The sequence below is a fragment of the Mesorhizobium sp. Pch-S genome (assembly GCF_004136315.1).
Taxonomy (GTDB): domain Bacteria; phylum Pseudomonadota; class Alphaproteobacteria; order Rhizobiales; family Rhizobiaceae; genus Mesorhizobium.
Genome location: NZ_CP029562.1, coordinates 1,896,433 through 1,923,185 on the forward strand (window position 1 = coordinate 1,896,433; position 26,753 = coordinate 1,923,185).

Here is a 26,753-nt window from a genome sequence, read left to right on the forward strand (position 1 = left end):
ACCTGGACGGGCTACGGCCGCCGCTGACATCTGCACCTCGCATTTTCGAAACCATCTGACCTTCCTCCCGTGCATCGCTGATCGACACGAAATCAGTATGAAAACCGAGCTTGACATATGTCAAGTATTCTTTTGACGACTGTCAAGTTTCATTTCCCGGCTTCTTGCCGGCACTCGAAAGGGGCGGATCGAAAGGCTCGATCCGCCGCATTCGGACATTGCAGATTGCCTGCCGCAGGCCCTTGGCGGAGCCGATCCTGGACGTCTCTAGAAGAGCTTCATCAGCCGGACGGTACCGATGAAATCGTTGCGGAAACCGCCTTCCGTGTTCAGGTCGGTGCCGATCATTCCCTGCACCTGCAAGGTCGGCGTCAGGAATGTGCTGCCGAACAGGCGCAGCTGGTCGGAACGGGTTTTCGTGCCGGCATAGGTGTCGCTGACGAAGTCCTTGCCGCCGAAGGTGCCCGAATAACCGAATGAAACATTGGTCGTTGCCGAGAACTGGTAGCGAAGATACGCCTGGACCTGCACGGAGGCGTCGCGCGAGAACTCGATCCCATTCTCGGTATGGTCGGATCGCACGGCAACGTCGAGCGCGCCGTCGAAGAAGAACCCGTTGCCAAGGCCCTGGATCAGGCCGATCTGCGGCGTGAAGGTCCAGGTGCCGGAGCCGATGTTGATTGCCCCCGGTTCGTCCCGGAAAGCGCCGGTGGGGAGGGAGACATAGGCCGTGACGCCAAGCGTGGTGCCGGTCGGATCGGCGCTGCTCAGCGGCCACGCAGTGATGCCGAGCGTCAGGTCACCAATGCCGCTCTTCGTCAGCGGTTCGGCCCCTCCGATCCTTGCCTCGGTGAAACCTCCAAAGGGCAGGAAGGCCTGCAGTCCGACCGGTACCCCGCCAATGCTGGTGTAGTGAAGATAGCGTGCGATCCCGATCCCGAGGCCGAGCTTGGAATCCGGCACCTCGCCGACCCCATCCACCTTCAGCTTCGAACTCTGCGAATACTGCCCATAAAGCAGCAGCGCATTGGTTCCGTCCGGCAACACCGTGTAGTCGCCGGGCATGATGTCAATTGCGTTGGCAGGTACGGAAAACAAGACCGATGTCGCAAGCGCGATCGGACTCATCCAGTGACGCATTCTGGCCATGCTCTCTCCCTCTCCCTTCGGCCGAAGCCGACTTGCCAAGTGTCAAGCGAATATATTCAGTCGTCAAGCAAAATTTTGACAAATGGATAAAAACGCCGACAAGCCGCAAATCCGCAGACGCAGAGAGACATCCGAAGCGTCCGCGGCAAGCGCCGGAACCACCGGGACCACGGTGGGAAATCGGCACGGCTGGTCAGGCGCGATTGGTCAGGAATCGCCTGCAATCCGACAGGCCTGACTGCCGCGGAAAACGACCATCCGCTGCTGCGGAATGCGTCGATCCGGCTGCATCTGATTGCCCGGCAGCGGTCACCGCTGCCACAGACGTGACATCAGTCTCTGCTCAGCGATGTGACAAACGGCTGGCGGCCCGTCAAACGACCAAGGCCACGGCCAGGCCCGAAAAAGCCAGCAGGAAGCCGCAGATGTAGATGCGGAAGGTGGTCTGATACCGGGCCGCGGCATCCGCGTGAATGCGGTTGTTGAGCATGCGGAACAGCACGATCGTGAACAGCACGGCACTGCCGAACAGCGCCAGCGCGATGATGAAGTCGGAAGCGCTGTAGAGAGCAGGCGACGACCCATCCGCCTGTGAAGCCCAATTTGCCAGGAACGCCAGCAGGAAGCCAAGGACGATGCCGACCGACGTGACCATCGGCTGTCGATAGCCGGCAATCTCGCTCTCGAATTCCTTCTTCCGATCTTCCACGCGGATCACCCCTTCATGCAATCTACACCCGGCCGGTCGTTCACGATCATGGTGGCTGCCGGGCCGTACAATGCCATGTTTTCATCCTGCCTGCAGGATGCAGTGGGCACGAGGCCTCCTACAGCTGCTCCGGCTCGAAGAACTGCGGAAAGCTCCGGCGAATGTCAGGCAGATCATCCAGCACCCTGCGCAGATGCAGCTGCATGGTACTCGCCGCGCCTTCGGCGTCTGCCGCTGCCACCGCCTCGGTCAGGCGACGATGATCCTCGACCAGCACATCCATATGGCCGCTCTGGATCGACAGCTTGCGCAGCCGGTCCATGTGCTTCTTTGCATCGGAAATGAAGCTCCAGACGCTTTCCCGCCCTGCCAGGGCGCAGAACAGGCCATGCATGCGCTCGTCGGCCTCGAAGAAAAGCTCGGGGCTGTTCTCGTAGATCGCCAGTTCCTGTTCCTCGATCGCCTGCCGGATGCCGAGCAGGATGCGCCTGTTAGACTGGGCCGCTGCCTCCGCCACGATGGCCATTTCCAGTTTTTCGCGAACGAACTGCGCCGTGCGCACCGCATCGAGGCGGATCGGTGCGATGATGACACCGGCACGGGCCCGCAGGTCGACCAGGCGCTCGGCGCTCAATCTCGAAAGTGCCTCGCGCACCGGCGTACGGCTGACACCCAGCATCTTCGCCAGCGCCTGCTCGCCGACAGGCTCGTTCGGCTTGAGTTCAAGCGAGACGATCTTGTGCGACAGCGTGCGGTAGCAGTGCTCGGCCGCCGAAATCTTGGACTCTTGCGCCAATCCGCCAATCTCCATTCGTATGTTTTCTTGTATGCAAGCCGGCGAACTGTCAAGCATCTCGGGTTATGCTGGGCGGAGAAGCCCCAGGTATCGCTTGCTTGACACTCGATCATATTCTTGCATACAAGGATACAAACAGGGGAGGAAGCCTGTGATTTCGAGCGACCAGTCGAGGTGTGGAACAGGCAGCCGAGGCGGCGTGCATGGCTGAGCTGGTCTTCGACGCGCGCGATATCGTCGGCGAAAGCATCATCTGGTCTTCCGCGGAGAAGGCGCTCTACTGGGTCGACATCGGCGCCAGGCGTATCCATCGGCTGGAACCCGAAAGCGGCCGCCACGACCTCTGGCCGACACCGACCATCGTCACTTCGATCGGCATGCGCAGCGATGGCGGCTTCATCGTCGGCATGCAGCGCGAGGTCTGCCTGTGGTCTCCCGATGGTCGTTTCGAAAGCTTCGCCCTTCCCGAGCCGGACCTGCCGGACAACCGCCTCAACGAAGGCAAGGTCGCGCCGGACGGCTCGTTCTGGGTCGCCACCATGCAGAACAACCTGAACCCGGATGGCTCGCCCAAAGACATGGACCGGGCCTCCGGCGCGGTCTACCGCATCGATCCCGACGGGGGCGTGAAACAGCTGACCCCCAACGAATACGGCATCTCGAACACGATGGCCTGGACAGACGACGGCGGCTTCCTCTTTGCCGATACCGTCGCCAACGAGATCTACCGCTTCGACCATGACGTTGATGGCCGGGCAATCGGCAACCGGCGCACGATCGTGTCGGGGTTCGCGCCGGGCCTGCCTGACGGGTCGTGCATGGATGCGGCGGGCACGTTGTGGAACTGTCGTGTCGTCGGCGGCGCCGCCATCGCCAACTTCGATACCGACGGTCGCCTGCTGCGCATGGTCGACCTGCCCGCCACCTGGCCGACGACTGCACCTTCGGCGGAGACGACCTGTCGACGCTCTACGTCACCTCGGCACGCTTCACCATGACCGCGGATCATCTGGCGGCGCATCCGCTCGAGGGTGGGGTGTTCGCAGTCAATCCGGGCGTGCGCGGCCGACCGGAGCCGAAATTCGGTCCGCGACCGCTATCTGCATCCGTCGAAGAGGAGAAGGCATGATGGCCGAATTCAGCGGCAAGAGCATCGTCGTCACCGGCGGCAGCCTCGGCATGGGCCGCGCCTGCGCGGAACGTTTCGCCAGCGCCGGCGGCAAAGTGCTGGTCATCGCCAACGACAAGGCCTCGGTCGACACGGCTGTCGCCGAGATCGGGACGAATGCGACGGGATTTGTCGGCGACGTGCGCAAAGCCGATGACATGCGGGCGGCAGTGGGCCTTGCTGTCGCGAAGCACGGTGGCGTCGACATCCTGGTCTGCTGTGCCGGCATCCAGCGCTACGGGACGGTGGTGGATACCGCCGAAGACGTCTGGGACGATGTTCTCGACATCAACCTGAAAGGCATCTTCCTCGCTGCGAAATTCGCCATCCCGGAGATGAAGAAACGCGGCGGCGGTGCCATCGTGGCGATATCATCCGTGCAGTCCTACGCCTCGCAGGCGGGCGTGGCCGCCTATACCGCCAGCAAGGGCGCCATCAACGCCCTGGTGCGTGCCATGGCGCTCGATCATGCACCGGACAACATCACGGTCAACGCAGTCTGCCCGGCTTCGATCGACACGCCGATGCTGCGCTGGGCAGCCGATCTGTGGAAAGGCGACAGCACCGCGGAAAAGACACTGGAGGCCTGGGGCAAGGGACACCCGATCGGCCGCGTCGGCAAGGCGTCGGAAGTGGCCGACCTGGTGGCGTTCCTCGCCAGCGACAAGGCACGCTTCATCACTGGCGCCGACATGAAGATCGACGGCGGCGCCCTGTCGAAACTCGGCATCGTGCTGCCAGAGTAGGATGACAGGGATGAAGCCGGCGCCCGACTTCCGCTCGAAGGATTTCCTCATCGCGCATATGCGCGAGATCATGGATTTCTATCATCCGATCTGCCTGAATACCCGCGATGGCGGCTATTTCAACGAGTATCGCGACGACGGGTTCGTCACCGACGCCACGACCCAGCACATCGTTTCCACCACGAGGTTCATCTTCAACTTCTCCATAGCGGCGGATGTGCTTGGCCGGCACGACTACATCGAGGCCGCCGCGCATGGCGTGAGATATCTGGACGAGGTGCATCGCGATCCGCGGCATGGCGGCTATTTCTGGGTGATGAGCGGACGCGAACCGGCGGACGCGACCAAACATTGCTACGGCCACGCCTTCGTGCTGCTGGCTTATGCCTCGGCGGCCAAGGCCGGGATCGCCGGCGCGAAGGAAATGATCGCCGAAACCTGGGACCTGCTGGAGCGGCGCTTCTGGGAGCCGGCGCGCCAGCTCTACAGGGACGAGATCAGCCGCGACTGGTCCGTCGTGTCGCCTTACCGCGGCCAGAACGCCAACATGCACATGACGGAGGCGATGCTTGCTGCCTACGAGGCGACCGGCGAGACACGCTATCTCGACCGGGCCGAAACGCTGGCAAGGCGCATCTGCGTGGAACTTGCCGGCCAGGCGCAAGGCGTGGTCTGGGAGCACTACCACGAAGACTGGTCCGTCGACTGGGACTACAACAAGGACGATCCCAAACACCTGTTCCGTCCCTATGGCTACCTGCCCGGCCATATGACGGAATGGACCAAGCTGCTGCTGATCCTCGAACGATACAGGCAGCGCGACTGGCTCCTGCCCACCGCCGTCACCCTCTATGAAACGGCGCTGGCCAGAAGCGCCGATCTCGAATTCGGCGGCATGCACTACAGCTATGGGCCCGACGGCAGGCTGTACGATCTCGACAAGTATCACTGGACGCATTGCGAGACGGTGGCGGCAGCCGCAGGCCTGGCGATGCGCACCGGACAGGAGCGCTACTGGCAGGACTATGACCGGCTCTGGGGTTACAGCTGGCGGCACCTGATCGACCATCAATATGGCTGCTGGTTCCGCATCCTTTCCCCCGACGGCGTGAAGCGGAGCGACATCAAGAGCCCTCCCGGCAAGACCGACTACCACCCCTTCGGCGCGTGCTGGGAGATCCTGCGCGTTCTTGGAGAGGTGAAGTAACACCAGCACCGGATCCCCGCCGCGCGCTCCGTGGATATCCGGCTTGAAAACAGGGCACGCCAATCAGACCGGAGGAGAAGAAATGCTGAGGAAATCGTTGATGGCGCTGGCTCTGGGCGTTGCCTTTGCCGCGCCGGCACAGGCCGAGGGCAAGCCGAAATTCGTCTATCTGACGCAAACCGGCATCGACAACGGCTTCTGGCAATCGATCAAGAAAGGCATGGACGACGCCTGCGCCCAGCTCGACGCCGACTGTCAGCTGCTGTTCACCACGCCCAATGGCGACCTCCAGAAACATCTGCAGAACCTCGAGACGGTGATCGAGCAGGGTGTCGACGGCATCGTCACCGTCATCGTCAACGACGACCTCTATGACGAGGCCGTGAAGAAGGCGATCGACAAGGGCATCCCGGTCATCAGCGCCAATGTCGACGACACCAAGCGCGGCGACGGCAACGCCCGCCTCGCCTTTGTCGGCCAGGACCTTTTCCAGGCCGGCTACCTGCTGATGCAGGGCCTGTACAAGAAGATCCCTGAGGACCAGCCGGTGCATGCGCTTCTCGGCCTGTCCCGTCCGGGCGAAAGCTGGGCGGAAGACCGTATCGGCGGCGCGAAGAAATTCCTGGACGAGGCAAAGGCCGCCAATCCGAACCGCCAGATCACCTATGAGGTGATCGACTCGTCCAACGACATTTCGGTGACCGCGCAGCGCATCTGCCAGTACGTGCAGGGCAAGCCGGAAACCAACGCCTATGTCGATGCCGGCTTCTGGGGTGCCGGCGCCGGCGAATGCCTGCGCGACCTCGGCATCAAGCCGGGCCAGCTCCACATGGCGACCTTCGACCTGGTGCCGGTCGTGCTCGACGAGATGAAGAAGGGCTATGTCGACCTGACGATCGACCAGCAGCCTTATTATCAGGGCTACCTGCCCATCCTGCAGCTGGCCATGATCAAGAAGTTCGGCCTGTCGGCCTTTGACGTGAACACCGGCAAGGCGCTGATCGAACCGAAGGATGTCGAGGCCGTCGAGAAATACGTCCAGATGGGGGTGCGCTGATCGGCCTCCTCGTCAAACAGCCTCCCGCCGAGGCGGGAGGCCCTGAGGCGTTCCGTTTTCGCAGGAACGCGGAACGCTCCAACTCTCTGTTTTTCATGCAGCTCCACACGGAAACCGCCACGCGTTTTCCTGGAATTGCTCCAGCAAGGTTCAGCGCATGAACGTCAAGCTAAGATCCCTGATGGCACGTCCGGAAATGGCTGCACTCGCCATCTTCCTCGTGCTCGTCGTCCTGTTCAGTTTCCTCAACGCCCGGTTCTTCACCACCGGCAACATGACCGTCTATCTGCAGCCGATCCCCGAACTCGCAATCGTCGCGATCGGCATGACGATCCTGATCATCGCCGGCGAATTCGACCTGTCCGTCGGGTCCGTGTTCGGCCTGTCGCCCATGGTGACGGTGCTGCTGATGCAGGCCGGCTGGCCGGTGGCGGCCGCGATCCTGGTCGGCCTCATGGTGGCAGCGGCCATCGGCGTCGCCAACGGGCTGATGACCCTGCGGCTGAAGATACCTTCCTTCATCGCCACGCTTGGCATGCTGTTCATGGCGCGCAGCATGGCCGTGGTGCTGGCCGGCGGCTTCCCGCCGATTTTCCCGCGCGAACTGGACGTATCGTGGCTGGTCGGCCGTCTCGACCTCGGCATCGTCACACCGCGCGCCTCGCTGCTCTACATGATCGCCATCGCGCTGGCGCTCGGCTTCGTGCTGCGCCGCATGGATTTCGGCCACTGGATCTACGCCACGGGCGGCCAACCGCAGGCTGCACGCGACATGGGCATCAAGACCGACCGGGTGAAGATGGCGTGTTTCGTGCTCTGCGCGACGCTGGCGGGTTTCGCCGGCATCATCCAGAGTTTCCGCGTCAAGGTGATTGTGCCGAACCTCGGCACCGGGCTGGAGATGCAGGCGATCGCCGCGGCGGTCATCGGCGGGGTCGCGTTGACCGGCGGGGTCGGTTCGATCCTCGGCGCGATCGTCGGCACGCTGCTGATCGCGGTGATCGAGAACATCCTGGTGCTGAGCGGCGTCAACGCCAACTGGTTCATGTTCGCGGTCGGCGCGATGATCGTCATCGCCGTCGTTCTCAACACGCAGACCCGGCTCAAGGCCGAGAGCATGAAGGGGGCGTGAGATGAGCACCATCGCCACCGAAATCGCGCCCGTCATCACCGCACAGCCATCGGCCAATCCGATCATCCGATGCAGCAGCCTGCAGAAATGGTACGGCGCGGTGCATGCGCTGAAGGATGTCGACTTCCATGCCGAACGCGGCGAGGTCATCGGCCTGGTCGGCGACAACGGCGCCGGCAAATCGACGCTGATCAAGATCCTGTCGGGTGTGCATACGCAGGACCAGGGCCAGATCTTCATCGAAGGCAGCGAGGTCGCCATCACCGGACCGGAGGTCGCGATGCGCCTCGGCATCGAGACGATCTACCAGTACACCGCAATGGTCCCCGAGATGACGATCGCGCAGAACTTCTTCATCGGCCGCGAGCCGCTGAAGTTCGGCCGTCCCGGTCTCGGCGTCGTCGATCGCGACAAGATGCGGCGCGAGTCCATGGAAGGACTGAAAGGGGTCGGCCTGCATCTGCGTGGACCGGATACGCCGGTGAAAGCGCTCTCCGGCGGCCAGCGCCAGGGTGTGGCGATCGCCCGCGCCATGCATTTCCGCTCCAAGGTGCTGATCCTCGATGAGCCGACGAACCATCTCTCGGTGAAGGAAACCAACAAGGTGCTGGATCATGTCGTCGAACTGAAGGCGCAGGGTGTCACCTCCATCTTCATCAGCCACAACCTGCATCACATCCACCCGATCTCCGACCGCATCGTTGCGATGGCACGTGGCCAGAAGGTTCTCGACGTACCGCGCGACGACGTCAGTGTCGAAGAGATGACCCGCATCATCAGCTAGCCGGTGTCTCCCGCCGGCCGCCGGCCGCTGGGGGCAGCGGCCGGCACCCCATTCGAAACGCATGCCAGGAGCCTTCCATGAAGCGGCCAAAGATCACCGACATCCGCGCAACGACCGTCACGGTTCCGCTCGAGGCACCGCTGCGCCATTCCAACGGCGCGCACTGGGGGCGTTTCGTGCGCACCATCGTCGAGATCGAAACCGATGTCGGCATCATTGGTCTTGGCGAGATGGGCGGCGGCGGCGAGAGCGCCGAAGCGGCGTTCCGTGCGCTGAAGCCCTATCTCGTCGGCCACGATCCTTTCGAGCTCGAGCAGCTGCGCTTCGCGATCTGCAACCCGACCGCCAGCCTGTACAACAACCGCACGCAGATGCATGCCGCGATCGAGTTCGCCTGCATCGACATCATCGGCAAGTTCCTGAATGTGCCGGCCTATGACATCCTCGGCGGCAAGATGCGCGACGCGGTGCCTTTTGCCAGCTACATGTTCTTCCGCCTGCCGAACAAGGACACCGGCGAGGGCGAGACACGCACCGCCGACCAGCTGATCGAACAGACGCTGGCACTGAAGAAGAAATGCGGCTTCACCTCCCACAAGCTGAAAAGCGGCGTCTTCCCGCCCGACTACGAGCTGGAGGTGTATCGCGCCTGGGCAAAGGCCCTGGGTGGCGACAGCGTGCGCTACGACCCTAACGCGGCCTTCAGCGTCGAGGAGGCGATCCGCTTCGCCAAGGGCATCGAGGATCTGAACAACGACTACTACGAGGACCCGACCTGGGGTCTCAACGGCATGCGGCGGGTGCGCGAGAACACATCGATGGCGCTCGCCACCAACACCGTGGTCATCAATTTCGAGCAGCTGTCGGCCAACATCCTCAATCCCGCGGTCGACGTCATCCTGCTCGACACGACCTTCTGGGGCGGCATCCGGCCCTGCATCAAGGCCGCCGGCGTCTGCGAGACCTTCCAGCTCGGCATCGCCGTGCACTCGTCCGGGGAACTCGGCATCCAGCTCGCCACCATGCTGCATCTCGGCGCAGTGGTGCCGAACCTCGTCTTCCATGCCGACGCGCACTACCACCAGCTCGTCGACGACATCATCGTCGGCGGCCCGATGCAATATGTGAACGGCGCGATCGCGGTGCCGACAAAGCCCGGTCTCGGCGTCGAGATCGACCGTGACAAGCTCGGCAAATATGCCGAACTCTACAAATCGATCGGTGGCTACCCCTACGACCGCGACCCCTCCCGCCCGGGCTGGTTCTCGGTCGTGCCCAACACCCGCTGGGCAGACCCGAACGACAACCGGGTGGTGGAGTATTGATTGCCTTGTGCTCCCGCAATCGGGCTGGAAATCGCTAACGTCGAAATGCCGAGACCATCCGGTCGAGCATCCTGTCCAGAATGGCTTCCGAGGTCGCGAAGTTGAAACGCACATAGCCATCCGCTGCCGGATCGAACATCGCGCCCGCCATGGTTCTTACGCCGGCCTCGTCAAGCACGTCGTATGGAATTCGGTTTTTCGAGCAGCGGGCGAGATCGATCCACGCCATGTATGTGGCCTCGCCCGGTATCATCCTGGCACCGGGGATCAGGCTGACCGCCTCGGCGACCCTGTCGCGATTGCGGCGCAGGAGCATTTGCTTCTCGGCGAGCCAGTCGTCTCCCTGTTCCCAGGCCGCCTCGGTGGCGTCGACACCGAATACGTTGGGTTGCCCGAGCAGGGAGCGGGCGATCGTCTGCAGGAATCTGTTTTGAAGACCTGGCGAGGAGAAGTGCATCACACCACAACGCAGACCCGGTATGTTGAAGGCTTTCGATGCCGACGTCAGCGTGACGACCCGCTCGTCGAGTTCGCCGCCAAGGCTCGCCAGCGGGATGTGTGCCCCATCGAGCGTCAGGTCGGCATGAATCTCATCCGAGATCACGACCAGATCATGCCTTGCGGCCAGCGTCTTGACGGCATCCAGCTCTTCCCGGGTAAGGACCCTGCCGGTCGGATTGTGCGGGTTGCACAGGATGAGCATCCTCACATCCGCAGGGAGAGACACATCGCCGTCCGGCGCAAAACCGTCGCGGGTCTCAACGAGCGGCAATGGATGAAGGCGCCGTGAAGTCTCTTCGATGAGCCACCGGAAAGGCGGGTAGCAGGGGGTGTGCACCGCCACGCCCTCGCCGGGTCTGGTGAAGGCCAACAGGCACGCGGCAATTGCCTGGTCGAGCGAGGTCACCACCTCCACCGTGGCCGGGTCGGCCTTCCAGCCGAAGCGCTTCGCCATGCGCCACGAGAACCGATCCGCCACATGCGCGCTCATCGAGCCCGCTCCCCGAACGGGATAGCCGTAGTCCATCTCCCGCACGAGGCGTTCGATCGCCGCCTGCACGGCAGGGGGAGCCCCATAGTCCGTTTCGGCAATCCAGGCGGGATATGCCTGGTGGTCAGTGAGTTTCCACTTCGCATTGCGCCGTGCGCGAAGAAGGTCTTCTTCAAGTCGAAGGAACGTCATGGGCGACCTTTTTTACGGTGATTTTTTAATGATATATCATAACGAAATCAAGGCAAGCCACGTTGTAAGAGCACCCTGGGTCAAAGATTCAATCAAATGACTGACCGGCAGTCACTTGACTCATCTTCGCACGCGTCGCTATGAAGATGAACTTGATAGCAAAGTTCAACTTTTGTGACGTGATCCGCTGCACGCGGTTCGCGCAGGGTGATTCATGTCCGATACCAGCGCGGCGATCGAAGACCGCAACACCGTCCAGCACATATGCGACCAGCAAGGAACGGCAGACGCTTCGGCACCGTATCTGCCTCGGACGGGCCCACTCTGGCGCCTGCTCGGACCGGTCCAGGCGCATCTGATCGGCTGTTCGCTTCTTTCGGCGCTGGGAGCGGCTGCGGGCCTCACCCCCTATATCGCCATCGCGGAGATCGCCCGTCTGGCCCTCGGCGCAACCACCATCGCATCGGTCAGCGACACGATCTGGCTGTGGGTCGTCATCGCAGTCGCCGGCGGATCCCTGCGCCTGATCCTCGTCTTCTTCTCCTCCCGGCTCGGCCATTATGCCGATGCGGAGATCCTGCACCACATCCGGGTCAGGCTGGTGCGCCGCCTCGGTGTCTACCCGATCGGCTGGTTCAAGGCCGTCGGGTCGGGTGCCGCCAAGAAAGCGATGACCAGCGACCTCGAGGACATGCATCAGCTCATCGCCCATGCGCTTGGCGAGATGATCGGTGCGGCCATCGCGATCGTCGTCGGCATCGGATACCTCGTCCTTGTCGACTGGCGCATGGCGGCCGTGACCATCGTCGTCCTTGGTGCCTGGGCGGTCTGCTTCCAGGTCGCCATGCGCTCGATGTCTTTCCATCTCGGGCGGCTGAACAGGGCGGAGGCACAGATCAGCGCCGCCAGCGTCGAGTATGCCGACGGCATTTCCGTCGTGAAGACGTTCGGCACCGGCGGCAGGATCATGGAGCGCTTCGCCGACACGGTACGCGAACATACGGAGGCCTTCCGCATCTGGGTCGACGAAACCCGCTACAGCTCCGCCGTCGCGCGCCTGCTCGGCTCGGAGATGGCACTGCTTGCTGCGGTCATGGCTGCCGGCCTCTGGCTGATCAGCCGCGAAAGCCTCGCCGCCGCCGACCTGCTGCCCTTCCTGGTCGTCGGCATCGGGCTGCCGACATCGATCATGCCGGCCATTCTCGGATCGCAGGGGCTGCGCAAGGGCCGCATGGCGGCTGGAAACATCGAACGCCTGCTCTCCCGGCCGGGCCTTCCCGAAACGACCTGTGCGCAGATGCCGTTCGGCCATCAGATCGCGTTCGATGGCGTCACCTTCAGCTATGATGGCGTGACCGAAGCCCTCTCGGACGTCCACGCCGTTTGCGAGCCCGGCACGATCACCGCGCTGGTCGGCCGCTCAGGCGCTGGAAAATCCACGCTGGCGACCCTGGTGTCGCGCTTTTTCGACGTGACAGGCGGCGCAATCCGCATCGGCGGCGCGGATGTCCGCTTCATTCCGACGCCGGTGCTGCTTTCTTCGATGTCGCTGGTGTTCCAGGACGTCATCCTGCTGCGCGACACCGTGCGCGAGAACATCCGGATCGGCCGGCACGACGCCAGCGACGAAGAGGTTCGTCGCGCAGCGCGGGCAGCCCAGATCGACCATGTCATAGCGCGGCTGCCGGACGGCTACGATACCGTGCTCGGCGCGGACGGTGCCGGGCTTTCCGGCGGCGAACGGCAGCGCCTGACCATTGCCCGCGCCATTCTCTCCGATGCGCCCATCGTCATCCTCGACGAAGCCACCGCCGCGCTCGATCCCGACAGCGAAGGTGCGGTGCAGGCGGCATTGGCCGAACTGGCCGCCGGCAAGACGGTGCTGGTGATCGCGCATCGCCTGCACACCATTGCTGGCGCCGACCAGATTCTCGTCCTCGACGCGGGCCGGGTGGCCGAGCGCGGAACCCATGAAGACCTCATCGCGCGCGACGGGATCTACGCCCGGATGTGGCGCGCGCAGCAAGACGGAGCCCGGGCATGACCCTCATCTTCAACCTGTTCAAGCTCTGGCCGAACCCCTCGCTGCTGATCCGGCTGGGGTTCCTGCAGGCGGTCATGGCCGTGCTGCAGGGACTGCTGCTCGGCCTGCTCGTCCCGATCCTGGACGCCCTTTTGAAATCGCAACCGGACTTCGCAATGGCGATGCCCTGGCTTTACGCCGGTGCTGCGGGGCTTGTCCTATACGGCCTGCTAAGCCTCATCGCGACGCCTGTCGGCTTTGCCGCGAGCGGTGAACTGGCGGCCCAGCTGCGCCTTCATCTGATGCGTCATGTCGGCATCCTGCCGCTCGGCTGGTTCACCACCGAGCGCAAGGCCCGCCTGGCGCGGGCGGTGACAGAGGATGTCAGCCACATCGCCCACCTCGCCGTCGTCACCGGCGGGCCGGCGCTGACGTCGATGCTGGTATCGGCCACCATCCTGATCGTCACGCTTGCCGTGGACTGGCGCATGGGGCTGTTGTTCGCGGGAATCGGCCTCGTCGCCTTCCTTGCCCTGCGCCGGTCTTCGCGGATCGCTGACGAGGCGGTGATCCTGCTGGAAAAGGCCAACACCGAGGTTGCCGGCCGCGCCATAGAATTCGGCCAGGCCCAGCCCGTGCTGCGCGCGGCCGGGCTCGGTGAAACCGGCAGCAGCCTGATGCGCGCGTCCCTCGAGGCGCATCGCCGCGTCTATCGCGAGGGGATGAACCGGTCGATGGAACCGGACCTGACCTTCACCGGCGTCATCGTGGCAGGTGTCGCCGCCGTGGTCGTCCTCGGCGCCTATCTGCTGGTCGAGGGCTCGACGACGGTGGCGACAACCGTCGCCCTGCTGGTTCTCGCCGTTCGCTTTCTGGAACCGCTCGGCGGACTGATAGACCTCAACGGCGCCCTGCGCGAGATGGACAATTCCATCAAGCGCCTGATGGCCATCCTGGAAACCCCGACCCTGCCGCAAAAGCCCAATACGGTTCTGAAGCCGGGCGACGCCTCGATCGAGTTCTCGGATGTGTCCTTCGCCTATGGCGATCGGCGCGCGCTGGCTGATGTGTCCTTCCGCTGCGCACCGGGAGAGACCACCGCTCTGGTCGGCCCTTCCGGCTCCGGCAAGACGACGGTCATTCGCCTGATCGCCCGCTTCTTCGATGTCGATCGGGGCGCCGTCCGCGTCGGCGGCATCGACGTGCGCGACCTCGACCAGGAAGCACTGATGGACGACATCGCGATCATCTTCCAGGACGTCTATCTCTTCAACGACACCATCGAGAACAACCTCAGGCTCGCGCGTCCCGACGCCACCGCACAGGACCTGGCCGAGGCGGCCCGCGCGGCGTGCCTGGACGAGATCATCGAGCGCCTGCCGGATGGCTGGAACACACAGGTCGGAGAAGGCGGCGCGCAGCTTTCAGGCGGCGAGCGCCAGCGTGTCTCGATCGCCCGCGCCTTCCTGAAGCAGGCGCGCATCGTGCTGATCGATGAAGCAAGTTCGGCGCTCGACCCGGAGAACGAGCAGGCCATCAGCCAGGCGATCGCCAATCTGGCCCGCGATGCCGAGCGCACGGTGATCGTGATCGCGCATCGGCCGACGACACTGGCGGCAGCCGATCGCGTCATCGCGCTCGATGCCGGACAAGTGGTCGAGACCGGCCCGACGGCGGAGCTGCGCCGTGCCGGAGGCGTCTTCGCAAGACTCTACGATCAGTACGAGCAGGCACGCCAGTGGCGGATCGGGGAAGCCGGCTTCCCGCCGGCGTAGCTCAGGACATCGGCGGCCTGCTGCCAACGCAATCCAGTTTCATCATCCAAGGGGGACATTCGTGCGCATCACCATGCGACCGCCTGCCAATTCGATCCGACCAGGAAGCTTCAAGGCAGAACCGCCGGCTTCGTTCCTGATGGCGGCAGTCCTGCTGTCATCCACCGCGCTCCATGGCACCGGGGCGTGGGCGCAGACGACGTCGAAACCCGTAACCGACACCGGCGGCACCGTTCTCGAACGCATCGTGGTGACGGCGCGGCGAGCGAGCGAGGACGCCCAATCGGTGCCCATCTCGATCAACATCCTGGAGGGCGACAGGGTGAAGGAGATCTCCTCGACCTCGTCGAATTCGGACATCGCGCGATCGACGCCCAATTTCTACAATGGCTACGCCGGCACGCGATACACCAACAGGGCGGTGATGCGCGGCGTCGGCTCCCTGCTGCCGATGTCTCCCGACGATACATCCGTCGTTTTCAACACCGGCGATGTCCCGACCTCGGCCTTCGGCCCGATGCCGTCGACGCTCGACCTGGAACGGATCGAGGTGCTGCGCGGGCCGCAAGGCACGCTCTATGGCCGCGGCGCACAGGCGGGCGCGGTGAACTTCGTGCCGGTTCAGCCGGGTTTCGCAAAAGAACTGCAACTGCGCGGCGAGATCGGCAGCAATGGCAAGGCGCTCGGCGAATTCATCGCCAACACGCCGCTGATCGACGACAGGCTGGCCGGCAGGCTGGCGGTCCAGTATTCGCAGCAGGATGGCGACATCTTCAATCCGATCCGCAACGGCGAGGATGGCGGCTTCAGGATCGGGGCAGCGCGGGGTTCGCTGCTATTCACACCCGACACCGACACCACCGCGCTGCTGAGCTTCAACTACAACAGCAATGACGGCACCACCCAGAACGTGCTGCGCAACGCGTCCTGTTTCCCGTGCAGCGGGTCGAACCCGGCCGAACATCACTTCGTCGACAACTACGGCGCCAACCTGCGCATCGAACGCGCCTTCGAGAGCTTCCGCCTGACATCGATTTCCAGCATCCAACGCTACGGTTCCGAAAGCAGGATGGATCTGATCGACGGCCTGCTGTGGCCGGGTTTTCCCGCCGGCATGATCAACGATCCGCACGCTGACATGTTCTACAGCGACAGCCGCGAGACGGACTACTTCCAGGAACTCCGGCTTTCGTCGCCCGAGGGCAGCGCAACGAAATGGACGGCGGGCTTCAATTTCTTCCGCTCCGAATTCGGCGTCGGGACCTACGGCGAAAACGTCACCTTCCCGGGTTTCGAACTATTCAGCGGGCGCCAGAGCCAATCGCACAGCACCAACAGCTATGCTGCCTTCGGCGAAGCCACGGTGCCCCTCGCTGGCGGGCTCAGCGGTATAGCCGGATTGCGGCTGACGCATGAGGACAAGAAGAGCGCCTATCGTTTCCAGGGCGATGGCGCGCCCGGCACCGTCGATCGCCATGAGCAACGGTCCGATTTCTCCGACACCTATCTCACCGGCCGGGCGGGACTTTCCTACGACTGGTCCGACGATTTCATGACCTATGCAACGATCGGCCGCGGAGCGGTGACCGGCGGCTATCCAACGGCAACGATCCTGATCATGTTCGGCCGCGACGAACCGATGTTTCCGACTTCGCTGAGCTGGACATATGAAGCCGGCTTCAAGTCGACATTGTGGGATGGCCAGGCGACCCTGAACGGTTCGGTATTCTACAACGATGTCAGCAACGGCCACCTGCTGTCCTATGACGCCACCACCATGGCCTATTCGATCGCCGCGCTCGACTATACGAGCTATGGCGGCGAGCTGGAAGCCAGGGTCCAGCTGACCCCGGAACTCACGCTGTTCGGCGGGCTTGGCTTCACCCGTGCGACGCTCAGGGATGTGCCCGCCAACAACGGCACAGGCGCGATGTCGGGCAACGGCGTTCCCAACGTGCCGGAGTTCACCGCCAATATCGGTGCCGAGTACCGGGAAGCCGCCGAGCGGTTCGGACTGGAGGGCGGCGAAGTCTACGCATCCGCGTCCTACCAGTATGTCGGCGCCCGCGCGGCGGACATCAAGAACAGCTTCGACCTTGCCCCCTACGGCATCCTCAACGGCCGCATCGGCTGGGAGGGAGACAAGACCGGCATCTACGCCTTCGGCCACAACCTTCTCGACAAGCGTTACGAAGTCACCGGCGGAATGAGCGGACGCGAACAGGTCATCCGTCCGGGACTTGGCCGCACGATCGGCGTCGGCGCAACGGTCAGGTTCTAGCATGCGCCACGCCCGGCAGAATGATTTCACCCGGCACATCGGCTCGGCTTTGGGAGCGGACGAGTTCCGCCCGACCACCCGCGTCGTGGTCTACGCCGTTCTGGCTATACTGCTTGCCACCGTCACGGTCTTCAGCATCTGCGCCGGCCAGTATGCGGTCGCGCCACAGAAAGTGCTCGCCATCATAGTCGGCCAGATCGCAGGCAGCCAGCCGACATGGTCCGCCATGGACGAGCGCATCGTCACGCTGGTTCGCGGCCCACGCGTCCTGCTCGTCGCCTTGTGCGGCGCCGGCCTGTCGCTCGCGGGAGCGGCGATGCAGGGAGTTTTCCGCAATCCGCTGGCGGCACCGGAGCTGCTCGGCGTGTCGTCGGGCGCGGCGTTCGGCGGCGCGCTGGCAATCCTGCTTGGCGCTCCGGCAGCGGCACTCGTCGGGGGCGCCTTCGGCGCGGGCCTTGCCGCGCTTTTGATGGTCGGCATGGTGGCCAGGATCGGTGGCCGCTCGGATACGACCGGCGTCATCCTGGCAGGCGTCATCGTTGGCGCCTTCTTCACCGCCCTGGTCTCCATCGTGCAGATGTTCGCCGATCCGCACGACTCGCTGCCGGCGATCGTCTTCTGGCTGATGGGCAGCTTCGCCACGGCAGGCTGGCGCCAGTTCGCCATCGCAACACCTGGTATCGTGCTGGGCGCAGGCATCCTGTTCATGATGCGCTTCCGCATCAACATTCTCTCGCTTGGCGACGAGGAGGCCCGTGCGCTTGGCATCCCGGTCGAGCGGGACCGCTGGCTGGTCTTTGCCGCTGTGGCCCTGATTTCGGGCGCCATCGTCTCCGTTGCCGGCATTGTCGGCTGGGTCGGTCTGGTCATCCCTCACCTGGCCCGCCTGCTGGTTGGCCCGGACAACCGCCATCTTCTGCCGGCCTCATGCCTGCTCGGCGCCGTCTATCTGACGCTCGTCGACACACTGGCCCGCAGCACGACGGCGGCGGAAATACCACTCGGCGTCCTGACCGCCATGATCGGCGCACCCTTTGTCGCTCTGTTGCTCCGGCGGATGCGTCGGACGGCGGAGGCCGCGCAATGATCGCCTTGCAGGATGCCGGCGTCCGGTTCGGTCAGCGATGGATCTTCCGCAACCTCGACCTTCAGGTGGCGCAGGGCACCAGCCTTGCCCTGCTCGGCCCGAACGGCCGCGGGAAAACCACCCTGCTTCGGGCACTCGCCGGAACACAATCCCTGACGGAAGGAACGCGCAAGGCACCAGTGACCATCGGCTATGTTCCACAATCCGGGGCGCCTGTCGCCTATGCGGTGCTCGACATGGTCGTCATGGGTCGAGCCCAGGCATTGGGCGTCTTCGGGTCGCCATCGGCCGAGGACTATGAGGTCGCCCATGCCGCGCTCGCGCATGTCGGTCTTGCCACCCTGGCACCGCGCTCGTTCGCCGCGATCTCTGGTGGTGAGCGACAGCTCGTCCTGCTGGCCAGGGCGTTGGCGACGGGCGCCCGCACGATCATCCTGGATGAACCGGCCTCGGCGCTCGATCTCGCCAACCAGCACAGACTGCTGCTGATCCTGAACGCGCTGCGCCGGAAAGGTGGCTATTCCATCATCTTCAGCACGCATCTGCCGCAGCATGCGTTGAGCGCAACGGACGAAACAGTGCTGATGGTGTCGAACCGCGAGATCCTGCGCGGGCCGACCAAAGTCATGCTCAGCGAGAAGAACCTCGAGCGGACCTATCACGTACCTGTCCGCCGGGTCGCGATGACCGACGGCACGATCGCGATCGTGCCGGTGCTGGGCGATACGATCGAGGCAAGGGAAGAAGACAATGCAAAAGTTGACTAGACGGAACATTCTTGCGGGGACATGCGCCGGTATTTGGGCCCTGGCCGCGACGAGCCGGGGCGCATGGGGCGAGGCTTCCTCCCAAGGCACCGGCATCCGGTTCCTGGACATGACCGGCGAAGAAATCACCCTGCCTCGTCCCGCCCGCCGGATCGTGGATCTCTGGACGATCGGGACCGCTTTCGCCATCGCCGCGCATGGTTCGCCTTCGCGGATCGTCGGCGTCAACACGATCGCCCATGCGCAGTTCAAAAGCGGGCTGCTGGGCCGGCTTTATCCCGAGGTTCTCGATATCCCGTATGATCTCTCGATCGGAAACGGCGCCCCGAACATCGAACGTCTCGCCAAACTTGATCCCGATCTCGTCATCGATTTCAGGCAGGGTGGTCACGACAGCGCCGCCGCGATGCGCAATGCCGGACTGCGCGTCGCCCGTTACAGCGAAATCGAAGGCGGTATCCGCGCCACCATCGCGGCGCTGCTGACGATGTATGGACAGATGATTGGCGATACCACGCGCGCGCAGCGGATCATCGCGCAGATGCATGAAAGGCTGACACGGCTCGATGTGCTGAAAACCGTGCCGCAGCCCGACCGACAGTCGGTGCTGCTGGCGATGCCGTCGGGCGACAACCTGTTCGTCTCGGGCGGCGATGCGGGCGGACTGTTTTCCGATTTCATCTACCAGGCCGGCGGCATCAACGCCGCGGCGACGCTTCCGGGCTTCTCCATAGCGAGCGTCGAACAGATCGCCTCCTGGGATCCTGATGCCATTCTCGTCTTCCAGTCGGAAGGCGCCGACCTGGCACAGATCTACGACCATCCCATCCTCGGCGGCGGCAAAGCGGTTGCCGGACGCCGTGTCTACATGCTGCCGATCGGTGCCAACAACTGGGGATCGATGGGGCCTGACGAATTCCTGTCGCCGATCTGGCTGGCGGAACTCCTCTATCCACATCTGCTCGACAGCGCCCTGCGCGAAGACATGCGCCAGGCCTATGCGACGATCTTTGATCGAGACATGACGGATCAGCAGATGGATGAGGTGCTGAGGATCGATCTCAACAGCAGGTCGGCCAATTATGAGAGGTTCCTGAAGCGGGCTTGATGTGCTGCTCGATGGAAGCAAGGTCACAGGGATCACCACCCGCCGACCTCGAAGTGACTTCCCTAAACCGGCTGGCTGTGCTCTTGGTCGATGTCCCGCGCATGGTCGAAAGGAAGAACGCTTGGCGATGGAGACCGCTGCAACGCGAAAACCTCGGACACAACCGCCCGAGAAACGCCGTGACGATCTCATGAACGCGGCCCAGAAGCTGTTTCTGGAGCATGGGATCCTAGCGACGACGATAGAGCAGATCGCGTTGGGCGCGGAACTCTCGAAAGGCGCGTTCTACCTCCATTTCGATTCCAAGGATGAAATCCATCTGGCTCTCTGCGAACGCTTCAGCCTGCGCTTCAACGACAGCGTTCGTGAAGCCGTCGCGAAGGTGCCGAAGGATGACTGGCGCCGGAAGGTCACGACATGGGTGCACGCAACCGTCGGCGGCCTCCTCGACGAGGGTGATCTGGTGAACATGCTGTTCCATTCACACCCGATACCGGCGAACACGGGATGGGACGATATCGTGGTCGCGCCGCTGCTCGACCTGCTCGACGCGGGCGCCGCGCGTGGCGCGTGGAAACTGGAGGACAGCCGGTTTACGGCGATCTTCCTCTATTCGGGACTGCATGGCGTCGTCGACGATGCCCTGATGGGTGAACGGCGGACGAACCGAACGCGTCTCATGCGCGGCATCGAGACAATGTGCCTGACCGCGCTCGGGCTTGCCGAGTAGCCACCGCTCGTCACTTCACCGGCCGCTTCTCCAGCTTCCGTGCCAAGGTGCGGCGGTGCATGCCGAGCCGGCGTGCCGTCTCCGAGATGTTGAAATCGGTCTCGACCAGCGTCTCGTGGATGCGTTCCCATTCGAGGTTCTTGATCGAGGTCGGGCGCTGCGACAGCGGCACGTCGACATCGCCTTCCGTCCTGTCGAAGGCGGCCTCGATGTCGTCGGTGTTGGCGGGTTTGGCGAGATAGTGGCTGGCGCCGAGCTTGATCGCCTCGACGGCCGTCGCGATGCTGGCGAAGCCGGTGAGCACGACGATGCGGATCGACGGGTCGCGTGCATGAAGCGCCTTGACGCATTCGAGGCCCGAGCCGGTGCCGAGCTTCAGGTCCACAACCGCGAATTCAGGCGTGCCCTGTTCGAGAAAATCGCTGAGAGCCTGCACGCTGTCGCAGACATCGACATGGTAGCCGCGCTTCTCGAAAGAGCGCGCCAACGTGCGCGCAAAGGCAGCGTCGTCTTCGACGATTACGAGCGAACGGTCAGATGCCATTTTCATCTCCTGCCGCCAGGGCATCGAGAGGCAATGTCAGCGTCACGCAGGCGCCTCGCCCGGTGTTGCGCGCGGTGACGGTTCCACCGAGCTTCCTGATCACGTTGACGACCAGGAACAGCCCGAGCCCGCCACCTTCACGTCCCTTGCTCGACATATAGGGCTTTCCGAGCGCCGCGAGTATCTCCTTGTCGAAACCCTTGCCGCGATCGCGCACCATCAGCACCAGGGCCTGCCCCTGCCGCCTTGCCGTGACCCCGACCCATTGCGGCGATGCCTCGAAGGCGTTGTCCAGCACGTTGAAGATGACCTGCTTGAGCGCCGCGTCGGAAACGATCGGTTCGTCCGGTTCGAACTCGTTGTCGTAGTCGAGTTGTGCCGGCGACCTGTGATCGCGCCATTCGGCGACGAGCCCGTCGAGAAAGTCGCGCGCCGTGGTATGGACGCTGCCCTCGCCGCGAGCCTGGCCGGACGACATCAATATGCCGGAAACGATGCGCTTGCAGCGGTCGAGCTGGGCCTGCATCTCATCGACATCGCCAAGCAGTTCCGGGTGCCGCGCGATGATGTCGGAATGGCGCCAGTCGCCGAGCAGCACCGAGATCGTGGAGAGCGGGGTACCGAGTTCATGCGCCGCACCCGAAGCCAGCAGGCCCATGCGAACGATGTGATCCTCCTCGGCCGACTGCTGGCGCAGGTCCGCCAGATAGGCGTCGCGTTCGCGCAGGTTGCGATTGATGCGGGTCATGAACAGCACGATCAGCCCGGCCGCCAGGATGAAGCAGACGAACATGCCGCGGATGTGCAGGTCGAGCAGGTCGCCGCCGTGATGCGACATCTCGATCGGCAGGAACACCATCGTCAGAAGCACGAAGCAGAGCGAGGCGGCCGCGACGAGCACCCATGTCGACCAGGGCGCCAGCAGAACCGCGCCGAGGGTGATCTGCAGCAGGTACAGCGAAACAAAGGGATTGGAGGCGCCGCCGCTGAGGTAGAGCTGCGCCGTCAGCGCGGTCATGTCGAGCAGCAGCGATGCAAACAGGACGCCGTTCGATACCGGCCTGGCCATGCGCAGGAACAACAGGCTGGCCAGGTTGAGGCCGACCAGCGACAGCACGACGGCAGCCATCTCCGGCAGCGGCAGGTCGATGCCGAACCCCCATTCGATCGCCGCAATGGTGATCACCTGTCCCGCGACGGCGAGCCAGCGCAGCTGGATCAACAGAAGAAGGTTCTTCCTGTTGGTGGCATCCGGATTGAAAATGATCGTCCTCCCCAGAACGTTTCCGCTTTTGGCGGACCCAGTCGGGGCGTGTGTCTTCCAGCGTGGCGGTGGCGTCAAGGTCATCGGCGCATCCGATCGGCGGCGTGATGCCGGCCGCGCAGCAGGACAAAGCCCAATGCGGCCGAAAGCATGGCGGCGAGGCCGAACCATGTCAGCGCATAGACGAGATGGCTGTTGCGGAAGGAGACCACCGTCAGGCCGCCGCGCGGCGAGGCCCCGGCATTCGGCAGCGCATCCGCATCGATGAAGAAGGGCGCGGCATCGGCCAGGCTGCGTGCGGCGGCGATGGCGGCGACGTCGCGCGAATACCAGCGATCGTTGGCCGGATCGTTCGTGCGCAGGAAGCCACCACCCGGCTCGCTGATGCGCAACAGGCCGGTGACGGTGGTGGTGCCTTCGACGAGGTCGGCCCGCCGTGTGGCAGCAGCCTTGCGATCGGGCGGCACGAAACCGCGATTGACCAGGACGATGAAACCCTCGTCGGTCCGGAACGGCGTCATCACCCAGAAACCACCGCCCAAAGCCGTCACCGCCTGCGTGAACGTCTCGCGATCGTTGAGATAGGAGCCACTCAGGCACACCCGGCTGTATTCATGGCTTTTCGCGGTGACGCCGGCCCATTCGACTGGCCCCGGCACAGCAACCGCCGGCGCATGGATGCGCTGTTCGACACGGGCGATGAGGTCCAGCTTCCATTCCCGCCGCTCGACCTGCCAGATGCCGAGGCCGACGAGGATAGCGATGCAAAGCAGCGAAAGCGCGAGGAGTAAGAAACGGGTCACGAGCGAGCGGCGAGGGCGGCTGGCCCTCTCCTCTCTCGATCCACTGCTGCCGACGTTGGTTCCCCCTGCGCCCTCGCCGGCGCTCACGGCATCTCGCTCATTTCGTGCAGCCCAGGCATCATGTTCGTGTTGAGATGATACATCACCCACAGCGAACCGGTGAGCACGATCACCACCACGATGATGGTGAACATCATCGCCAGCATCGACCAGCCGCCTTCCGACGACGAGTTCATGTGCAGGAAGTAGATCATGTGCACGACGATCTGCACGACCGCGAAGACCATGATGACGATGGCGGCGGCCTGCTTGTTCTCGATCGCCCCGGTCATGACCAGCCAGAACGGGATCGCCGTCAGGATGACGGACAGGACGAAGCCTGTCAGGTAGCCCTTCAGCGAGGCATGGCCGTGGCCGTCGTCATGCGCGTGGTGGGCGTCATGCGCTTCATGGCCGGCGGCTGTATCGTGGTTTGCGCTCATCGCAGCATTCCCATCAGATAGACGAAGGTGAAGACGCCGATCCAGATCACGTCGAGGAAGTGCCAGAACATCGACAGGCACATCAGGCGGCGGCGGTTGGCCGCGATCAGGCCGCGCTGGCCGACCTGGATCATCAGCGTCACCAGCCAGATGATGCCGAAGGTGACATGCAGCCCGTGCGTGCCGACCAGCGTGAAGAAGGCCGACAGGAAACCGCTGCGCTGCGGGGTCGCCCCCTCGTGGATCATATGGGCGAATTCGTAGAGTTCGATGCCGAGGAAGGCGAGGCCGAACAGGCCGGTCACGCCGAGCCAGACCTGCGTGGCAGCGACGCGGTTCTTTTCCATCGCCAGCATGGCGAAGCCATAGGTGATGGAGGACAGCAGGAGCATCGTCGTGTTGACCGCCACCAGCGACAGGTCGAACAGGTCCTTCGGCGCCGGGCCGGCGGCATAATTGGTGCCGAGCACGCCATAGACGGCAAACAGGATCGCGAAGATGAGGCAGTCGCTCATCAGGTAGATCCAGAAGCCGAGCATGGTGCTGCCGCCTTCGGCGTGATCGTGCTCGTCCTTCACATAGAAGGTCGGAACGGCTTTTTCGGCAGCCGTCGCCACGACGGCGCTCACGACCGCACCGCCAGGAGCTGGGTTCTCGCCTCTTCCGTGCGGGTGACTTCCTCGGCAGGAATGTGGAAGTCGCGGTGGTAGTTGAAGGTGTGACCGATGGCGACGACCAGCAGGGCGAAGAAGCCCACCGCCGCCAGCCACCAGATGTACCAGATCAGCGCAAAGCCGACGATCGTGCTGAGCGCCGCCAGGATGACGCCGGTGCCGGTGTTCTTCGGCATATGGATCGGGCGATAGCCGGAGAGCGGCCGGCTGTAGCCGCGCTTCTTCATGTCCCACCAGGCGTCGTTGTCATGCACGACCGGCGTGAAGGCGAAGTTGTAGGCCGGCGGCGGCGACGAGGTCGACCATTCGAGCGTGCGGCCGTCCCAGGGATCGCCGGTGTCGTCGGCGAGCTTCTCGCGCCGCATGATCGAGACGAAGAACTGCAGCAGCATGGCGGCGATGCCGACCGCGATCAGGGCAGCGCCCAGACCGGCGATGATGAACCAGATCTGCAGCGACGGATCGTCGAACACGCGCATGCGGCGGGTGACGCCCATCAGGCCGAGGATGTAGAGCGGCATGAAGGCGAGCCAGAAACCGACCACCCAGCACCAGAACGACACCTTGCCCCAGAACGGGTCGAGCTTGAAGCCGAAGGCCTTCGGCCACCAGTAGGCGATGCCGGCGAACAGGCCGAACAGCACGCCGCCGATGATGACGTTGTGGAAATGCGCGATCAGGAACAGGCTGTTGTGCAGCACGAAGTCGGCCGGCGGCACCGCCAGCAGCACGCCGGTCATGCCGCCGACCGTGAAGGTCAGCATGAAGGCCACGGTCCACATCATCGGCAGGTCGAAGCGGATGCGGCCGCGATACATGGTGAAGAGCCAGTTGAATATCTTCGCCCCCGTCGGGATCGAGATGATCATCGTGGTGATGCCGAAGAAGGAATTGACGCTGGCGCCCGAGCCCATGGTGAAGAAGTGGTGCAGCCAGACCAGGTAGGACAGGACGGTGATGACGACCGTAGCGTAGACCATCGAGGTGTAGCCGAACAGCCTTTTGCCGGAGAAGGTCGACGTCACTTCCGAGAACACGCCGAACAGCGGCAGGATGAGGATGTAGACTTCCGGGTGACCCCATATCCAGATGAGGTTCACATACATCATCGGGTTGCCGCCGAAGTCGTTGGTGAAGAAGTTGGTGCCGACGTAGCGGTCGAGCGACAGCAGCGCCAGCACGGCCGTCAGCACCGGGAAGGAGGCGACGATCAGCACGTTGGTGCAGAGCGAGGTCCAGGTGAAGACCGGCATCTTCATCAGCGACATGCCGGGCGCGCGCATCTTGACGATGGTGCACACCAGGTTGATGCCGGACAGCGTCGTGCCGACACCGGCGACCTGCAATCCCCATATATAATAGTCGACGCCGACCCACGGACTGTAGCCGATGTTGGAGAGCGGCGGATAGGCGAGCCAGCCGGTCTGCGCGAACTCGCCGACGAACAGCGACGCCATCACCAGAACCGCGCCGCCGACCGTCATCCAGAAGCTGAAATTGTTGAGGAACGGGAACGACACGTCGCGCGCGCCGATCTGCAGCGGCACGACATAGTTCATCAGGCCGGTGACCAGCGGCATCGCCACGAAGAAGATCATGATGACGCCGTGGGCGGTGAAGATCTGGTCGTAGTGATGGGCGTTGAGATAGCCCTCGGAACCGTTGAAGGCCATGGCCTGCTGCAGCCGCATCATGATGGCGTCGGCAAAGCCGCGCAGCAGCATGACGATGCCGAGCACCATGTACATGATGCCGATCTTCTTGTGGTCGACGGAGGTGAACCACTCGCGCCACAGATAGCCCCAGAGCCGGAACCAGGTGAGCGTGGCAAGCAATGCCACGCCGCCCAGCGCCACGACCGCGAAGGTCGCGACGACGATGGGCTCGTGCAGCGGGAATGCTTCCCAGGTCAGGCGTCCGAAAAGGAATGTGGTTTCCACGTTTTGCGGGACAGCCATG

The 26,753-nt window shown here is 63.7% G+C and carries 23 protein-coding genes and 1 pseudogene; 14 read left to right on the forward strand and 10 right to left on the reverse strand.

Annotation, left to right across the window (positions count from 1 at the left end; genetic code table 11):
* Positions 1–267 precede the first annotated feature (267 nt).
* The 3 genes from C1M53_RS08740 to C1M53_RS08750 all read right to left on the reverse strand — a co-directional run bounded on the left by C1M53_RS08740 (position 268) and on the right by C1M53_RS08750 (position 2,654).
* Positions 268–1,149: a transporter gene (locus C1M53_RS08740; protein ID WP_207213082.1), complete on the reverse strand. Its 882-nt coding sequence runs from the start codon at positions 1,147–1,149 to the stop codon at positions 268–270.
* Between the two features lie 373 nt (positions 1,150–1,522).
* Positions 1,523–1,858, reverse strand: coding sequence for a hypothetical protein (locus tag C1M53_RS08745; RefSeq protein ID WP_207213083.1), 336 nt, complete (start codon positions 1,856–1,858; stop codon positions 1,523–1,525).
* Between the two features lie 118 nt (positions 1,859–1,976).
* A complete protein-coding gene (locus C1M53_RS08750; protein WP_129411891.1) occupies positions 1,977–2,654 on the reverse strand; it encodes a GntR family transcriptional regulator in 678 nt (225 codons plus the stop codon).
* A 203-nt stretch (positions 2,655–2,857) separates the two neighbouring features.
* Between C1M53_RS08750 and C1M53_RS08755 the strand changes: the two are divergent.
* From C1M53_RS08755 to C1M53_RS08785, 7 genes and pseudogenes are all read left to right on the forward strand, one after another.
* Positions 2,858–3,783: pseudogene (locus C1M53_RS08755) on the forward strand (SMP-30/gluconolactonase/LRE family protein).
* Positions 3,783–4,568, forward strand: coding sequence for a glucose 1-dehydrogenase (locus C1M53_RS08760; RefSeq protein ID WP_129416087.1), 786 nt, complete (start codon positions 3,783–3,785; stop codon positions 4,566–4,568). The pseudogene C1M53_RS08755 and the gene C1M53_RS08760 overlap by 1 nt, the downstream one beginning before the upstream one ends.
* Positions 4,569–4,578: 10 nt before the next feature.
* Positions 4,579–5,775, forward strand: a complete 1,197-nt coding sequence (locus tag C1M53_RS08765) for an AGE family epimerase/isomerase (RefSeq protein ID WP_129411892.1) — start codon at positions 4,579–4,581, stop codon at positions 5,773–5,775.
* A 100-nt stretch (positions 5,776–5,875) separates the two neighbouring features.
* Positions 5,876–6,832 carry a sugar ABC transporter substrate-binding protein gene (locus tag C1M53_RS08770; protein WP_165358098.1) on the forward strand — a complete coding sequence of 319 codons (957 nt, stop codon included), beginning with the start codon at positions 5,876–5,878 and terminating at the stop codon, positions 6,830–6,832.
* Positions 6,833–7,013: 181 nt separating this feature from the next.
* Positions 7,014–7,964 carry an ABC transporter permease gene (locus tag C1M53_RS08775; RefSeq protein WP_245488491.1) on the forward strand — a complete coding sequence of 317 codons (951 nt, stop codon included), beginning with the start codon at positions 7,014–7,016 and terminating at the stop codon, positions 7,962–7,964.
* Between the two features lies 1 nt (position 7,965).
* A complete protein-coding gene (locus C1M53_RS08780; protein ID WP_129411895.1) occupies positions 7,966–8,748 on the forward strand; it encodes an ATP-binding cassette domain-containing protein in 783 nt (260 codons plus the stop codon).
* 77 nt (positions 8,749–8,825) lie between these two features.
* The gene (locus C1M53_RS08785; protein ID WP_129411896.1) at positions 8,826–10,073 is read left to right on the forward strand and encodes an enolase C-terminal domain-like protein; all 1,248 of its coding nucleotides are present in this window, start codon (positions 8,826–8,828) and stop codon (positions 10,071–10,073) included.
* A 34-nt stretch (positions 10,074–10,107) separates the two neighbouring features.
* On the opposite strand, the gene C1M53_RS08790 is transcribed toward C1M53_RS08785, so the two are convergent.
* Positions 10,108–11,133, reverse strand: a complete 1,026-nt coding sequence (locus tag C1M53_RS08790) for an aminotransferase class I/II-fold pyridoxal phosphate-dependent enzyme (protein WP_165358099.1) — start codon at positions 11,131–11,133, stop codon at positions 10,108–10,110.
* A gap of 337 nt (positions 11,134–11,470) precedes the next feature.
* Between C1M53_RS08790 and C1M53_RS08795 the strand changes: the two genes are divergently transcribed.
* The 7 genes from C1M53_RS08795 to C1M53_RS08825 all read left to right on the forward strand — a co-directional run bounded on the left by C1M53_RS08795 (position 11,471) and on the right by C1M53_RS08825 (position 21,027).
* Positions 11,471–13,300: an ABC transporter ATP-binding protein gene (locus C1M53_RS08795; RefSeq protein ID WP_129411898.1), complete on the forward strand. Its 1,830-nt coding sequence runs from the start codon at positions 11,471–11,473 to the stop codon at positions 13,298–13,300.
* Positions 13,297–15,054: an ABC transporter ATP-binding protein gene (locus C1M53_RS08800; RefSeq protein WP_129411899.1), complete on the forward strand. Its 1,758-nt coding sequence runs from the start codon at positions 13,297–13,299 to the stop codon at positions 15,052–15,054. Before C1M53_RS08795 ends, C1M53_RS08800 begins: the two co-directional genes overlap by 4 nt.
* Before the next feature lie 61 nt (positions 15,055–15,115).
* Positions 15,116–17,335, forward strand: a complete 2,220-nt coding sequence (locus tag C1M53_RS08805; RefSeq protein ID WP_245488492.1) for a TonB-dependent receptor — start codon at positions 15,116–15,118, stop codon at positions 17,333–17,335.
* A 1-nt stretch (position 17,336) separates the two neighbouring features.
* Positions 17,337–18,422, forward strand: a complete 1,086-nt coding sequence (locus tag C1M53_RS08810; RefSeq protein WP_129411900.1) for an iron ABC transporter permease — start codon at positions 17,337–17,339, stop codon at positions 18,420–18,422.
* Entirely contained in the window at positions 18,419–19,189 is a 771-nt protein-coding gene (locus C1M53_RS08815) for an ABC transporter ATP-binding protein (RefSeq protein WP_129411901.1), read from the forward strand. The genes C1M53_RS08810 and C1M53_RS08815 overlap by 4 nt, the downstream gene beginning before the upstream one ends.
* Positions 19,190–19,298: 109 nt before the next feature.
* Positions 19,299–20,297, forward strand: coding sequence for an ABC transporter substrate-binding protein (locus C1M53_RS08820; protein ID WP_165358100.1), 999 nt, complete (start codon positions 19,299–19,301; stop codon positions 20,295–20,297).
* 190 nt (positions 20,298–20,487) lie between these two features.
* On the forward strand, positions 20,488–21,027 hold the full coding sequence (locus tag C1M53_RS08825) for a TetR/AcrR family transcriptional regulator (RefSeq protein ID WP_165358101.1): 540 nt from the start codon (positions 20,488–20,490) through the stop codon (positions 21,025–21,027).
* 10 nt (positions 21,028–21,037) lie between these two features.
* Here C1M53_RS08825 and C1M53_RS08830 read toward each other — a convergent pair whose 3' ends face one another.
* The 6 genes from C1M53_RS08830 to cyoB all read right to left on the reverse strand — a co-directional run bounded on the left by C1M53_RS08830 (position 21,038) and on the right by cyoB (position 26,752).
* A complete protein-coding gene (locus C1M53_RS08830) occupies positions 21,038–21,571 on the reverse strand; it encodes a response regulator transcription factor (RefSeq protein WP_129411904.1) in 534 nt (177 codons plus the stop codon).
* Positions 21,561–22,919 carry an ATP-binding protein gene (locus tag C1M53_RS08835; RefSeq protein WP_129411905.1) on the reverse strand — a complete coding sequence of 453 codons (1,359 nt, stop codon included), beginning with the start codon at positions 22,917–22,919 and terminating at the stop codon, positions 21,561–21,563. The genes C1M53_RS08830 and C1M53_RS08835 overlap by 11 nt, the downstream gene beginning before the upstream one ends.
* Positions 22,916–23,638 carry an SURF1 family protein gene (locus tag C1M53_RS08840; protein WP_245488493.1) on the reverse strand — a complete coding sequence of 241 codons (723 nt, stop codon included), beginning with the start codon at positions 23,636–23,638 and terminating at the stop codon, positions 22,916–22,918. The genes C1M53_RS08835 and C1M53_RS08840 overlap by 4 nt, the downstream gene beginning before the upstream one ends.
* A gap of 83 nt (positions 23,639–23,721) precedes the next feature.
* Entirely contained in the window at positions 23,722–24,120 is a 399-nt protein-coding gene (gene cyoD, locus C1M53_RS08845) for a cytochrome o ubiquinol oxidase subunit IV (RefSeq protein ID WP_129411907.1), read from the reverse strand.
* Positions 24,117–24,749, reverse strand: a complete 633-nt coding sequence (cyoC, locus tag C1M53_RS08850) for a cytochrome o ubiquinol oxidase subunit III (protein ID WP_129411908.1) — start codon at positions 24,747–24,749, stop codon at positions 24,117–24,119. The genes cyoD and cyoC overlap by 4 nt, the downstream gene beginning before the upstream one ends.
* On the reverse strand, positions 24,746–26,752 hold the full coding sequence (cyoB, locus tag C1M53_RS08855) for a cytochrome o ubiquinol oxidase subunit I (RefSeq protein WP_129411909.1): 2,007 nt from the start codon (positions 26,750–26,752) through the stop codon (positions 24,746–24,748). Before cyoB ends, cyoC begins: the two co-directional genes overlap by 4 nt.
* Position 26,753 lies beyond the last annotated feature (1 nt).

Excerpts from the sequence above, each read along its gene's own strand:
- C1M53_RS08740 (WP_207213082.1), bottom strand. The coding sequence starts at position 1,149 with ATGGCCAGAATGCGTCACTGGATGAGTCCGATCGCGCTTGCGACATCG.
- C1M53_RS08760 (WP_129416087.1), top strand. The coding sequence starts at position 3,783 with ATGGCCGAATTCAGCGGCAAGAGCATCGTCGTCACCGGCGGCAGCCTC.
- C1M53_RS08765 (WP_129411892.1), top strand. The coding sequence starts at position 4,579 with ATGAAGCCGGCGCCCGACTTCCGCTCGAAGGATTTCCTCATCGCGCAT.
- C1M53_RS08770 (WP_165358098.1), top strand. The coding sequence starts at position 5,876 with ATGGCGCTGGCTCTGGGCGTTGCCTTTGCCGCGCCGGCACAGGCCGAG.
- C1M53_RS08775 (WP_245488491.1), top strand. The coding sequence starts at position 7,014 with ATGGCACGTCCGGAAATGGCTGCACTCGCCATCTTCCTCGTGCTCGTC.
- C1M53_RS08780 (WP_129411895.1), top strand. The coding sequence starts at position 7,966 with ATGAGCACCATCGCCACCGAAATCGCGCCCGTCATCACCGCACAGCCA.
- C1M53_RS08785 (WP_129411896.1), top strand. The coding sequence starts at position 8,826 with ATGAAGCGGCCAAAGATCACCGACATCCGCGCAACGACCGTCACGGTT.
- C1M53_RS08795 (WP_129411898.1), top strand. The coding sequence starts at position 11,471 with ATGTCCGATACCAGCGCGGCGATCGAAGACCGCAACACCGTCCAGCAC.
- C1M53_RS08800 (WP_129411899.1), top strand. The coding sequence starts at position 13,297 with ATGACCCTCATCTTCAACCTGTTCAAGCTCTGGCCGAACCCCTCGCTG.
- C1M53_RS08810 (WP_129411900.1), top strand. The coding sequence starts at position 17,337 with ATGCGCCACGCCCGGCAGAATGATTTCACCCGGCACATCGGCTCGGCT.
- C1M53_RS08815 (WP_129411901.1), top strand. The coding sequence starts at position 18,419 with ATGATCGCCTTGCAGGATGCCGGCGTCCGGTTCGGTCAGCGATGGATC.
- C1M53_RS08820 (WP_165358100.1), top strand. The coding sequence starts at position 19,299 with ATGACCGGCGAAGAAATCACCCTGCCTCGTCCCGCCCGCCGGATCGTG.
- C1M53_RS08825 (WP_165358101.1), top strand. The coding sequence starts at position 20,488 with ATGAACGCGGCCCAGAAGCTGTTTCTGGAGCATGGGATCCTAGCGACG.
- C1M53_RS08830 (WP_129411904.1), bottom strand. The coding sequence starts at position 21,571 with ATGGCATCTGACCGTTCGCTCGTAATCGTCGAAGACGACGCTGCCTTT.
- C1M53_RS08835 (WP_129411905.1), bottom strand. The coding sequence starts at position 22,919 with ATGACCTTGACGCCACCGCCACGCTGGAAGACACACGCCCCGACTGGG.
- cyoD (WP_129411907.1), bottom strand. The coding sequence starts at position 24,120 with ATGAGCGCAAACCACGATACAGCCGCCGGCCATGAAGCGCATGACGCC.
- cyoB (WP_129411909.1), bottom strand. The coding sequence starts at position 26,752 with ATGGCTGTCCCGCAAAACGTGGAAACCACATTCCTTTTCGGACGCCTG.